This is a genomic window from Pontibacter indicus, from assembly GCF_900156345.1.
Classification (GTDB): domain Bacteria; phylum Bacteroidota; class Bacteroidia; order Cytophagales; family Hymenobacteraceae; genus Pontibacter; species Pontibacter indicus.
Map to the genome: position 1 here is coordinate 156,778 of NZ_FTPP01000004.1, position 12,853 is coordinate 169,630.

The 12,853-nt window shown below is 51.5% G+C and carries 10 protein-coding genes; 1 reads left to right on the forward strand and 9 read right to left on the reverse strand.

Annotated features, from left to right (window positions below; translation table 11 throughout):
* Nucleotides 1-4: 4 nt before the first annotated feature.
* From B0B12_RS17640 to kduI, 9 genes are all read right to left on the reverse strand, one after another.
* Nucleotides 5-139, reverse strand: a complete 135-nt coding sequence (locus B0B12_RS17640) for an endo-1,4-beta-xylanase (RefSeq protein ID WP_342039374.1) — start codon at nucleotides 137-139, stop codon at nucleotides 5-7.
* 91 nt (nucleotides 140-230) lie between these two features.
* Nucleotides 231-1,619, reverse strand: coding sequence for an MFS transporter (locus tag B0B12_RS17645; RefSeq protein WP_076671645.1), 1,389 nt, complete (start codon nucleotides 1,617-1,619; stop codon nucleotides 231-233).
* A 33-nt stretch (nucleotides 1,620-1,652) separates the two neighbouring features.
* Nucleotides 1,653-2,315 (reverse strand): bifunctional 4-hydroxy-2-oxoglutarate aldolase/2-dehydro-3-deoxy-phosphogluconate aldolase, encoded by a 663-nt coding sequence (locus B0B12_RS17650; RefSeq protein ID WP_076671647.1) that lies wholly within the window; start codon nucleotides 2,313-2,315, stop codon nucleotides 1,653-1,655.
* Entirely contained in the window at nucleotides 2,305-3,324 is a 1,020-nt protein-coding gene (locus tag B0B12_RS17655) for a sugar kinase (RefSeq protein ID WP_076671649.1), read from the reverse strand. The genes B0B12_RS17650 and B0B12_RS17655 overlap by 11 nt, the downstream gene beginning before the upstream one ends.
* Before the next feature lie 5 nt (nucleotides 3,325-3,329).
* Nucleotides 3,330-4,763, reverse strand: a complete 1,434-nt coding sequence (gene uxaC / locus B0B12_RS17660) for a glucuronate isomerase (protein WP_076671651.1) — start codon at nucleotides 4,761-4,763, stop codon at nucleotides 3,330-3,332.
* A 102-nt stretch (nucleotides 4,764-4,865) separates the two neighbouring features.
* Nucleotides 4,866-6,293 carry a tagaturonate reductase gene (locus B0B12_RS17665; RefSeq protein WP_076671654.1) on the reverse strand — a complete coding sequence of 476 codons (1,428 nt, stop codon included), beginning with the start codon at nucleotides 6,291-6,293 and terminating at the stop codon, nucleotides 4,866-4,868.
* A 173-nt stretch (nucleotides 6,294-6,466) separates the two neighbouring features.
* On the reverse strand, nucleotides 6,467-7,492 hold the full coding sequence (locus B0B12_RS17670) for a LacI family DNA-binding transcriptional regulator (protein WP_076671657.1): 1,026 nt from the start codon (nucleotides 7,490-7,492) through the stop codon (nucleotides 6,467-6,469).
* 36 nt (nucleotides 7,493-7,528) lie between these two features.
* On the reverse strand, nucleotides 7,529-8,317 hold the full coding sequence (locus B0B12_RS17675; RefSeq protein WP_076672134.1) for a gluconate 5-dehydrogenase: 789 nt from the start codon (nucleotides 8,315-8,317) through the stop codon (nucleotides 7,529-7,531).
* A gap of 7 nt (nucleotides 8,318-8,324) precedes the next feature.
* The gene (kduI, locus tag B0B12_RS17680; protein ID WP_076671659.1) at nucleotides 8,325-9,164 is read right to left on the reverse strand and encodes a 5-dehydro-4-deoxy-D-glucuronate isomerase; all 840 of its coding nucleotides are present in this window, start codon (nucleotides 9,162-9,164) and stop codon (nucleotides 8,325-8,327) included.
* A gap of 440 nt (nucleotides 9,165-9,604) precedes the next feature.
* Here kduI and B0B12_RS17685 point away from each other — a divergent pair, with 440 nt between their 5' ends.
* The gene (locus B0B12_RS17685) at nucleotides 9,605-12,853 is read left to right on the forward strand and encodes a SusC/RagA family TonB-linked outer membrane protein (protein ID WP_244554759.1); all 3,249 of its coding nucleotides are present in this window, start codon (nucleotides 9,605-9,607) and stop codon (nucleotides 12,851-12,853) included.

Consider the following 12,853-nt stretch of genomic DNA (forward strand, 5'->3'; position numbering starts at 1 on the left):
TTGTTTACCGTTTGCAGTACCGCCTCCAGCGTCGTTTTGGCTGGTAGTTGCGGTCAAATAATAGCGGGTAGCTGGTGCAGCCCTTGATCGGCCAGTCGTTGAGCCAAGGGTTGGCATCAGACGAGCCCCAGAACGTCACGCGGCTGATTTTACCGCTGTGGTGGTGGAAAACGCGAAAACAGAAGGTAGTTTAATAGCTGCCTTCTGTTATTTAGCGAGCTTTATGTGAATTAAATATTCACAGGTTTCATCTTTGGTACAAGAGCTTTCATCACAAACCACGCTAGTAGATACGCCACGGCGCAGAAGCTGAACATGATTGTATAGCCTGTCTCAATCCGTCCTAATATCTGGTAGTGGTCAAATAGATAGCCGCCCGATTTTGTGATCAGAACGCCGCCCAGACCTCCGGCCATGCCCCCGATACCCGTAACGGAAGCCACAGTTTTCTTGGGAAACATATCTGACACGGTCGTGAAAATGTTAGCTGACCAGGCCTGATGCGCGGAGGCACCTATACCGATGAGCAATACCGGTAACCAGAAACTGTAATCGCCTAGTGGCTGGGCTGCCAGTACCAGCAGTGGGAAAAGGGCTATCACAAACATGGCGCGCATACGGCCTTCGTACGGATTGTAGCCTTTGTTGATGAAGTACATTGGGAACCAACCTCCGCCGATGCTACCAATCATGGTCATGCTATAAAGTACACCCAGCGGAAGCATTACATCCATACCTGTTAAGTTGTATTGTGCCTTGAGGTAAGCAGGCAACCAGAAGAGGAAGAACCACCATACCCCGTCTGTCATAAACTTGCCAAACACGAAAGCCCAGGTCTGCCGGAACTTCAGCAGTTTGAACCAAGACACTTTCTCTGCAGCAGTGGTTGAAGAAGACTCCAGTTCCGGCTCACTATCACTAGAGATATATTCTGCTTCCGCTTTTGACAATCGCTTCTGTTTCTCTGGCAGTTCGTAGTACATAAACCAGAAAATAAGCCAGAAGAATCCAACGCCGCCTATGATGAAAAAAGTGTATTCCCAACCAAGGTGAGAAGCGATCCAAGGCACAGTGATAGGTGCCAGGATGGCACCCACGTTTGATCCGGAGTTAAAGATGCCAGTCGCCAGTGAACGCTCCTTTTTAGGGAAATATTCAGCAGTAGCCTTAATCGCAGCAGGAAAGTTGCCAGACTCGCCGAAGCCCAGGAAGGCCCTGGCTACCATAAAACCGAGCACGGAAACAGGTATGGCAGCGAAGCCTATCGTAGTGAAAAGCGGACTAACCAATCGTCCCAGCGGTTCTGCAAAGGCATGCAGTATTGCCGCCAGCGACCAGATGATCAATGCCCAGGCATAGCCCCATTTGGTCCCAAGTTTGTCAATAATGCGGCCAGCAAACAGCATAGAAATAGCGTACGTAAACTGAAATACAGCTGCAATGTTGGCGTAGTCTGTGTTAGTCCAGCCAAACTTTTCTGCCAACAAGGGCTGTAGCAGGCTGAGCACCTGCCTGTCCAAGTAGTTAACCGTGGTAGCAAAAAAGAGCAGGGCACAGATGGTCCATCGGTACCCACCTATTTTTTCGCGGGTGGGCGAGGCTAGTTTAGTCGTTTGCATGGGAGAGATAGTTTGTAGGTTAGTGAAAGGCTTTTATGGGCGAGAGGCTTTTGCAAGCCCGATTGCTTTCAGGGTTAGCTCGTGCAGTGTATCATATTTTCTATTGACCATGATATCCTTGCTGATAAGTTTGCTTCCCATGCCAACAGCGCATACACCAGCTTCGAACCAGGTGCGAAAGTTCTCCTCTTCCAGTTCCACACCGCCGGTGGGCATGAAAAGCTGCCCTGCAAACAGTTCTTTGATAGACGACAAAAACGCAGGCCCCAGCACATTGGCCGGAAATATTTTGATAAGCGCTGCCTGGTGCTGCTGGGCCGTGTGTATTTCGGTTGGGGTAAAGCAGCCCGGTATCCAGAGCAGGCCGGCTTCGTGTGTCAGATCGCCCACGGCAGGGTTCACGATCGGGCACACAATGTAGTTTGCTCCCGCCTCTATGAAAGCTTCGGCCTGATCGACGGTTTTGATCGTGCCGATGCCCAGGTGCAGGTCAGGGTATAGTTCGGAGAGTTCCTTTTTGAGGAATTTGAAGTTTTCGAGTGCTGCAGGGCCTCTGTTGGTGTACTCCAGCGTTCGGATGCCAGCCTGATACAGTGTCTTCACAACCTCCAGGCTCACCTCGGGGTTTTCGTAGAAGAACAAGGGCAGTATACCCTGTTCCAGAATGGCGTTTAGGGCGCTTTCTTTAGTTTGCATAAGCTGAAATGGTATCGTTTATCTCTGCAACTGTGGTGGTGGTGGCATCACTCGGGATGAATAACTTTTTGAAGGCAGCGGCTGTGGCAAACTCCAATGTTTCAGTAGGGGGGAGCTGGTGGTAGAAACCATAGATCAGACCTGCCATAAAACAATCGCCACTTCCCACCTTATCCAGAATCTGCTCTACCTGGTATTCATGCGAGGTATACAGACTACCCGCTTCTAACAGCGTAGTAAAGTACCGAATGCCCTGCTGATAATCAAATCGAAAGGTGTTGGCAACCGTGCGACATTTCGGGAATTTTTCCAGAATAGCCTTGGAGGTTAGTGCAGCATGCTGCTCCAGGCTTTCTTTGTCGAGGTTTGCGATCAGGCCCTCATCCAGCGGTATGCCCAGCATTTTGTTGGCCGCCCAGATGTTGCCCATGATCAGGTCACAATATTGCGCCAGGGCAGGCATTACCTCCACCGGGTCTTTGCCATACTGCCAGAGCTTGGCGCGGTAATTCAGGTCCAGCGAGATGGTAATATTCTTCTGCACCGCTACCTTCAGGGCTTCTTCGCACACATCAGCCACGGATTGGTTGATAGCGGGACAGATCGCGCTGAAATGAAACCAGCTTACGTCTTCAAATACTTTATCCCAGTCGATGATGCCTGGCTTCAGATCAGCATAAGCCGACCCGGCCCGGTCATAGATCACACCGGTGTTTTTCAGGTCTTTTCCCTTTGGCAGGAAGTACAGGCCGACCCGGTTGCCCCCGTACACCGTGTGATCCGTCTGCACCCTGCGGCTGTTGAGGTAGCCGACCAGCTGCTCCGCTACAAAGTTGTCAGGCAGGGCGGTCAGGTAAGCAGAAGGGACACCCCAAAGGGCCAGCGCCGTTGCCACATTGGCTTCTGCGCCGCCTACATAGAACGGTAGGTTGTTCTCGCGTAGCCACTGTCCGTCCTCGTCAGGGCATATCCTGAGGAGCAACTCGCCAAAAGAAAGTACCTTGCCCATGTGTTTTAAAAATTGAAGTAAGATTTGGCGTTGTTGTAGCAAATGTCCTCGACCAGTTGGCCTAACCAGGCCATTTCGCTGGCCGGAAGCTCGCCGTTTTCCACGTCATTGCCGATCATGTTGCACAAGATCCTTCTAAAGTACTCGTGACGCGGATAGGACAGGAAACTGCGGGAGTCGGTCAGCATGCCTACAAAGCGGCTCAGCAGACCCATGTTGCTCAGGGCATTCAGTTGGCGCTCCATACCGTCCTTCTGATCGAGGAACCACCAGGCCGAGCCGTACTGGATCTTGCCCGGCGTGCTGCCGTCGTTGAAGTTGCCGATCATGGTGGCGTATAGCTCGTTCTGGCTCGGGTTCAGGTTATAGAGGATCGTCTTGGCCAGTTGGTTCGAGTTGTCCAGTTTGTCCATGAACCTGGCCAGCGGACGCGCCACGTCAAAGTCACCGATCGAGTCGAAACCAGTGTCCGGACCGAGTTCGCGCATCATACGGGTGTTGTTGTTGCGGAGCGCTCCGAGGTGGAACTGCTGCGTCCAGTTTTTAGCGTGGTCCATCAGGGCCAGTTGCATCAGCATGGCCGACTTAAACTTTAGCACTTCCTCTTTCGTGAGCGACTGCTTTTGCAGCGCCTTCTCAAAGATGGCTTTTACTTCCTGCTCAGTATAGTGTTCGGCATACATCGATTCCAAGCCATGGTCAGAAAGACGGCAACCGTTCTCGTGGAAGAAGTCGTGGCGCTGCTGCAGGGCGTCCAGTAATCCCTGGTAGTTGTCGATGGCTATACCTGAGGCCTCAGCCAGTTTCTGCAGGTAAGGTAGGAACACGGCTTCATCGTCAATGGCCAGTACTTTATCGGCGCGGAAAGCAGGAAGAACCTGAATGCCAAAGTTGTCGGCTTTTATTTTCTGGTGATGCTCCAGCGTGTCGATCGGGTCATCTGTGGTGCAGATGATCTCCACGTTCATCTTTTTGAGAATGCCACGCACGCTGTATTCGTCAGTCTGCAGCATGGCGGTGCAGGCGTCGTAGATTTCGCGCGCTGTCTCCGGTTTGAGGATGGTGTCAATGCTAAAGGGGCGCTTGAGCTCCATATGCGTCCAGTGGTAAAGTGGGTTGCGCATGGTGTAAGGCACGGTTTCGGCCCACTTTTCAAACTTAGCATAATCATCGGCATCACCGGTGCAGAAGCGTTCTGGCACCCCGTTGGTGCGCATGGCACGCCACTTGTAATGGTCGCCTTCGAGCCAGATCTGTGTCAGGTTCTCGAACTTGCGGTCATTGGCAATGTCCTGTGGCGACAAGTGACAGTGGTAATCGACAATGGGCATGTCTTTGGCATGTTCATGGTATAGCCTGCGTGCCGTCTCTGTCTGTAGGAGAAAGTTCTCGTCCAGGAAAGGGGTAATGGTGTAAGTGTCTGTAATCGTGTTTCTCATGGGTATGGTATAGGCAATGCCTATTAAAATTTGATGTATACCTGAAAGTCCCTGTTTCGGAGCTTTCTGTTTTAAGCGAGTATAGCCCGGCTATACCTGCCGCTAGGCTATATTCGTCTGCTTTTCTGCCCGTTGCAAGGCCTGCAGTTCCGTTGCTACTAAGTCGGCAAATCCCGGGATCTCAGTCAGGTCGGTATCCCAGAAAAATTTATTAGCCAGCACAGCATTTACAACTTCCTGCGCTGACTCCAGTTGCCATACCTGCTTGAAGAAAGCGAGTATTTCCGGAGTATCGTTGAGCGGAATGCGTTCTCCGTTCCATTCTCCTTTGTAGAATAGAATAAGTGCCGCCAGTGACTGCAGCAGTCGTTTAGGTAACTCACCTTTGCGCTTATGGTACTCCAGCACCGATGGCAGCACACGCACCCTGTATTTTGAAATTGAATTAAGGGAGATGCTGATCAGTTCGTGGTAGATGAACGGATTCTGGAAACGCTCAATTACGTCGTTGGCAAACTGCTCCAACTCTTCCTGTGGCAGGTCCAGCGTCGGGATGATTTCTTCAAAAATAGCTTTCCGGATAAAGCTGCCCGCCTTGCTGTCTTCAATGGCTTCGCGCACCGTGCGGAGTCCCTGCAGGTAGGCGACTGGCACAAGAGCGGTATGCGCTCCGTTCAGAATGCGCACTTTGCGGGTACGGTAAGGGGTAAGGTCCTCCACAAATTTTACCTGCAAGTTAGCTTCGTGGGCCGGAAAAGCAGCTCTCACCACTTCAGGAGCCTCAATCACCCACAGGTGGAATGGCTCAGCTTTCACCACCAGGTTATCCTCGTAGCCGAGTTCCTGCTGTATTTCCTGTATGTTGTCTTTCGGGAAGCCTGGTACAATACGGTCTACCAGCGTGTTGCAAAAGTGATTGTGCTGCTCGACCCAGGCGGTGAAATCAGCCGGGAGGTTCCAGTGTTTGGCGTAGGCCAGGATGGCGTATCGCAGGGCCTCTCCGTTTTTCTCGATCAGTTCGCAAGGGATCAGGTATAGCCCTTTGTCGGGAGCGCCTGCAAAATGACGGAATCGATGGTATAGCAAAGCCGTCAACTTACCCGGAAAGCTGTTCGGCAAGCTTTCCATACCTGTGTCGGCTCCATCGAAAGCGATGCCCGCCTCCGTGGTGTTGGAAATGACAAACTGCAGCTCCGGGTTTTCGGCTAGTGCCAGGTAGGCCTTGTAGTTCTCGTAAGGGTTGGTCGCATCGGCGATGCAGCTGATCAGACGCAGCTCGCGGGTCGTTTCGCCACCCTGTATACCTTCCAGCAGAACGTGGTACAGCCCCTCCTGCTGTTGTAGCAGATGCACGATTCCTTTGTCCAAGGGCTGCACGATGTGCACCTGCCCATCGAAGTCGGTACGTTCATTAAGCAAGTCAATGATCCAGTCCACGAAACCGCGGAGAAAATTGCCTTCTCCAAATTGCAATACCTTTACTGGGTGCTGCTGCGGCAAACTGGCTGTGCGACGGTTGAGCTGCTTCATAATGATCTGATTTTGAATAGGTATAAGCTCCTGTTGTTGAATATTTCTTCTTGATATTTTCTGCGATGCAGATGGCACCCTGTTTTTGACAAAACTGTGCAATCGATTGTATGCTGCTTCTAAAAAACAGCCGCCTTTTACAGCGGCTGGTGCCTTGCTTCCGGCGCCTCCAGCTACTTGCGCAGCGTCGACTTACGGACGATCAGTTCCGGCTTCAACACCGTCTTCTGAGACACAATGCCTTTCTCGCCGGCCTTGAAGTGCTCAAAAAAGAGCTCGGCCGTGATATTGCCCATCTTGATGCTGCGCTGATCCACGGTCGTGAGCGGCGGATCTGTGAACGAGGTAAACGGTTCGTTCGAGAACCCGGCCAGTGCCACCTGCTCTGGTATCTGGATATCACGCTCCTTCAGCACCTGCATGGCGCCCATGGCGGCGTAGTCACTGGCGGAGAACACCGCATCCGGCATTTGCTTGAGCTTGAGCAGCTTTTTCATGCTCTCTCTGCCATCCTCCAGCTGCAGGTCGCTCTTGATGACCAACTGCTCATCATATGGTATCTCGTAGTCACGGAGTGCATCGGTGTAGCCGCGCAGACGCTCCTTGAAAACGCTCACCTTCTTCGGGCTGGTGAAGTGCGCAATGCGCCTGCAGCCTTGCTGGATCAGGTGCTCCACCGTTTTATAGGAGCCCAGGTAGTCGTCGATCATCACCTGACTCACTTCCAGCTCGTCGGTAGTGCGGTCAAACAGCACCAGCGGTATACCTTTCGACTGCACCTTTTTGAAGTGGTCGAAGTTCTCTGTGTTCTTGCCGATAGAGGCGATAATGCCGTCTACGCGTGCATTCAGCAGCGCCTCGATCGTCTGTACTTCCTTCTCGTAGTTGTCATACGACTGACAGATGATCACCTTGTAATTCAAGTTGTTGGCGATCTCCTCAATGCCCCGTACCACCGAGGCGAAAAAGAAACGATCCGCCGTGGGCACGATCACACCGATGATGTAGCTCTTGCCATGGCGCAGTGCCGCCGCGATGTTGTTGGGCTGGTAGTTCAGCTGTTTGGCCGTCTTCAGCACCGCTTTTTTGGTGGCATCGCTGATGCGCGGGTTATCATTGAGCGCGCGCGACACCGTAGAAGCCGTAATATTCAGCTTCTCTGCAATATCATGTATCGTTACTTTCGTCTTTGTGGACATATCTGTCTTGAGGGCCTTTTCCGGATTGCCGGTGCCCTACTGTTCGTTGGCCGGTTTACCGATGGTTGCTAATATACCACCATCTACATAAATAATCTGGCCATTTATAAAATCACTCGCTCTGCTGGATAGAAAAACAGCAGTACCGCCCAAGTCCTCCGGATCGCCCCAGCGACCGGCCGGGGTACGGCGCACAATAAAGTCGTTAAACGGATGTCCGTCCACGCGGATAGGGGCTGTTTGCTCTGTTGCAAAGTAGCCCGGCCCGATGCCGTTCACCTGTATGTTATACCTGGCCCACTCCGTGGCAAGGTTGCGCGTCAGCATTTTAAGGCCGCCTTTGGCAGCCGCGTAGGCCGAAACCGTGTCGCGGCCCAGTTCGCTCATCATGGAGCAGATGTTGATGATCTTACCCTGCCGGCGCTCCACCATGTAGCGGGCCACGTGCTTCGATACGATGAAGGGGGCGGTCAGGTCCACGTCGAGTACCTGTCTGAAATCTGCCTCGTCCATCTCCAGCGCAGGTATGCGTTTGATGATGCCGGCATTGTTTACCAGAATGTTGATCGGGCCTACTTCCTGCTCTATCTGCGCAATGCTTTCCTTTACATGCTGTGCGTTCGTGACGTCGAACAAGTAGCCGTAGGCAGTCAGGCCTGCTGCTCTGTAACTTGCGAGGGCCTCCTCCATTTTGGAGGGCGTGTGGCCGTTGATGACCAGCGTAGCTCCGGCCTTGCCTATTGCGGTGGCCATGGCCATGCCCAAACCGTGGGTGGCGCCGGTAATCAAGGCAACTTGTCCGCTCAGGTCAAACAATCCGTTCATGTTCATCTTACTTCAGGTCAGTAGGTGCTACTTTGTCCATGTCGTTGTAGTCCAGGTTTTCTCCGGCCATACCCCAAATAAAGGTATAGTTGGAGGTTCCGGCACCGCTGTGGATGGACCAGGGCGGCGAAATGATGGCCTGGTTGTTCTTCACCCAAAGGTGGCGCGTTTCTTCCGGCTCACCCATAAAGTGGCACACGGCCTGGTCTTCCGGCAGTTCAAAGTAGAAGTACGCCTCCATGCGGCGGTCATGGGTATGTGCCGGCATGGTGTTCCATACGCTGCCCGGCTGCAACTCGGTAATGCCCATCTGCAGCTGACAAGTCTCCACCACACTATTGATAAGCACTTTGCGGATGATGCGGTGATTCGAGTTCTCCAGAGCGCCCAGTTCTACTGTCTCGGCTTCGCTCAGCGATACCTTACGCGTAGGGTAGGTGTGGTGCGCGGGGGCAGAGTTAAAGTAATAGAGTGCCTTTCCTGCTTCGCTTGTGTTGAAATAGATCTCTTTGGCGCCTTTCCCTATATACAAGGCCTCTTTAGGGGCTAGCTCGTAAATCTCGCCATCCACGGTCACACTTCCGGCCGCTCCAACATTGATAATGCCAATCTCCCGGCGATCCAGAAAATATTCGGAACGCAGCGTCGGGAAGGACTCTAATTTCAGAGGCTGCCCCACCGGATGGGCGCCTCCTACCACCAATCTGTCGTGCAAGGTATAGGTCGCGTGCACGGTGTCCGCTTCAAACAGCTGTTCGATCAGGAAGTGCTCGCGCAGTTTTGCTGTATCATAGTTCCGGCTGTCAGCTGGGTGGGTGGCGTGTCTTACGGTATAGGATATGCTCATGGCTGATTTATACTGTCAGTTTGCGTAATCGTTTGCGCAAAGTAGTAAATTTTTTTACACAACAATAATATTTTTAGAAAAATTGCTGTCCGCGTGCAGGATGAAGCTGGAGAATTGGTTTTTAGATGGAGATTTCAAAATGTCAATAAATAGACTCCTTTCTTATCTTATTTTCAAAAATGTTTAAACAAACATGTTGCGGAATGATTATTTGAAAAATAAAAGAACTTTTTATTGTTTTTTTTGAGGAGAGTTATTAAAATGCAATCGGTTGCGCAAATAATTTGTGCAAGCAAAGCAAAAGTTTGAGTTCAAGTAGTGCAACTAAGTAACCGTTGCAGGAATTTAAGCTTAGCCAGCAACGCGCCGAAATTACATGCACAAGGTTTTATACCTGGAGAATCAATACAGTCCTTATTATAACAAACTAATCTATACCTATGCAACTTGTTTTACTAAAGAAGATGAAGTACCTGCTCACGGTATCGTTTGTCTTCGCCGCCTTTGCCAGCGCGTTTGCCCAGGGCTTTGCTGTTTCCGGTAAAGTAGTGGATGAGAAAGGGGAGGGCTTACCCGGCGTTACTGTCCTGGTGAAGGGTACCACAGTGGCAGCGCCTACGGATGCCGAGGGTGGCTACAGGCTGACTGCCCCAAGTGGTGATGCCGTGTTGGTGTTTCGCTTTATAGGCTACCAGGCGCAGGAAGTACAGATAGGCAGCCGTGCCACAGTTGATGTAAGGCTGCAGCCCGATGCGAAAGCGCTGGAGGAAGTAGTGGTCATAGGTTATCAGACAGTATCCAGAAAAGAACTTACAAGCTCGGTGTCGTCGATCAGCGCCAAGCAGCTGCAGGATGTGCCGGTAAGTACGGCTGCTGAGGCACTTGCCGGTAGGTTGGCCGGTGTGCAGGTAACAACGTCTGAAGGCCAGCCAGGAGCGCAGATACAGATCCGTGTTCGTGGGGGCGGTTCCATTACGCAGGACAACTCACCTTTATATATAGTGGACGGAGTGCAGGTAGAAGACGCCTTGTCTTTTCTGTCTCCCCAGGAAATTCAGTCGATTGACGTGTTGAAAGATGCCGCCTCTACGGCCATTTATGGTGCGCGTGGTGCCAATGGGGTTATTGTAATCACAACCAAAGGAGGCCGGGAGATGCCAACGCAGGTGACTTATAATGGCTTCGCCGGTGTCAGAAGCATCGTGAACAAGCTGGATGTGATGAGCCCGTACGACTACGTGAAGTATCAGCACCAGATTTATAACTTCAACACGGACCAGAAAACAAGAGAGTCTTTTGAAGAGCGCTACGGCCGTTATGAAGACCTGGATATTTATAGGGACATGCCCTTTGCTGATTGGCAGGACAAAGTATTTGGCAGAAATGCCTTCAATCAAACGCACATTCTGGGCGTAACGGGCGGTTCCAAAACAACTTCTTTCAACCTTTCGCTGAACCATACAGATGAGGAGGGCATCATGCTTAACTCTGGCTTCCAGCGAACAATGGCTTCCTTCAAGTTTGACCACAAAGTCAATGATCGCTTCAAGGTAGGTTTGAATACCCGTTACAGCCGCCAGACAATTGAGGGGGTAGGTACATCCAGTACCGGCACGCAAAGCACAAACAGGCTGAGAAATGCCGTTCGGTTCAGGCCTTTTGTAGCGCCGGGTATGGAGCAGCAGGTGGATGAGTTTGATCCTGAGTTTGCCAACCTGACCAACCTGACCAGCCCTGTGCTGCTTGCCAATCAGGAGCTGCGATATGACTACAGAAACGACCTGCTTCTGAACGGTTGGTTTAGCTATGATATCATCAAGAACCTGACCTTCAAGAGCGTGGCAGGTATTACCACTACAAACAGAGATGTAAATGAATTTGATGGTCCGGTTACGAGCGTGGCCAGACAAAACAATGACCAGCCTGTAGTAGAGTTAAGAGCGGGCGAGGCCTTGTCGATTACTAATTCGAACACGCTGAACTATAGGTTTAAGCTTGGGGAAGCGCATGATATAAATGCTTTGATCGGACAGGAAATCTGGCAGCGTGGCTCTAAAAACAGAAATGTCATAACCAAATGGCTTCCAGTTGATATTACGCCGGAGCAGGCTTTTGCAGGTATAGACAAAGCAACGCCTCCTGCCGACATGATTCAGATTGCACCTACAACATTTGAGCAAGAGGAAAGATTGTTGTCCTACTTCGGTCGCCTGAGCTACAGCTTCAACGACAAATACCGTGCTGTGTTCAATCTGCGTCGCGATGCTTCCTCTCTGTTCGCTCCTGGAAACCGGGTTGGATACTTTCCTTCTGCATCACTAGCCTGGCACATCGGCGAAGAAAGCTTCATGGAGGGCACACGCAACTGGTTGTCTGACTTAAAACTTAGAGTAAGTGCGGGTGCTGTTGGTAACAACCGCATCGGAGTAGACCTGTGGAAGACGATGTTTACTACTTCCAGCAACTATGGTTATGCGTTTACCGAGTCAGTTACACCCGGCACGATTGCGGAGGAACTGGCAAACTCTCGCCTGAAGTGGGAATCGACCATCTCCAGGAACGTAGGTTTGGATTTCTCCATCCTGAACGGCAGAGTTAACGGCTCAGTAGACCTCTACAAAAACAGCGTAACGGACCTGCTCCTGAGAGGAAAAATCCCTCAGACGAGCGGTTATGATGCCCAATTCCAGAACATCGGCGAAACGGAGAATAAAGGCCTGGAAATTCAGTTGGATGGCGCTGTGGTTTCTACCTCGGACTTTACCTGGAACGCCAACTTTAACATGGCCTTCAACAGGAACAAGATTGTAAGCCTGGGAACTGCCCCTAATGGTAGCCCGGTTAATTCCTACCTCGTGGAGTCCGGATGGGTGAGCAGCTCTTACCAGGATTATCTTGTGCAGGTTGGCCAGCCTATCGGGCAGTTCTACGGTTACGTGACCGATGGTTACTATTCCTTGAATGATTTTAATTACGATGCGGCCACCCAGACTTATACCTTGAAAGATGGCGTGCCGGATAGCCGTGCTGTTGCCTTGGGCAACAAAGCGCCACAACCAGGCGACCTCAAGCTCAAGAAGCTTTCCGACTCGGAAAGCATGCTGATCACGACCGAAGACAGAACTGTGCTTGGCAATGCGCAGCCTAAGTTTACTGGCGGCATTAACCAGCAGTTTGCCTACAAGGGTTTCGACCTCAGCGTGTTCATGAACTTCTCTTACGGCAATAAGGTGTACAACGCCAACAAGCTGGAATTTACCACACAGTACCTGTACCGCGACAACAACATGCTCAGCCTGATGAACGACAGATGGAAGTGGTATGATGACAACGGACAACTGGTGACAGACCCTGAGCAGCTTGCCGCCATGAACCAGAACACCAAGTACTGGACGCCCGCCGGTGGCCAATACTTCCTGCACTCATTTGCTATCGAAGACGGCTCCTTCCTGCGCATCAGCAACCTGACCCTGGGTTACTCGCTACCGGAGAGCCTGCTGCAGAAAACAAGGGTGGTTTCAAAAATGAGAGTTTACGCAACCGTTAACAACCTGCTGACCATTACCGGATACTCTGGATACGACCCTGAGGCGAACACCAGAAGAAACAACCCGCTGACGCCTGCTGTTGACTATGCCGCTTACCCGCGCAGCCGCTTCATCCTAGGTGGTGTTAATGTAACTTTCTAA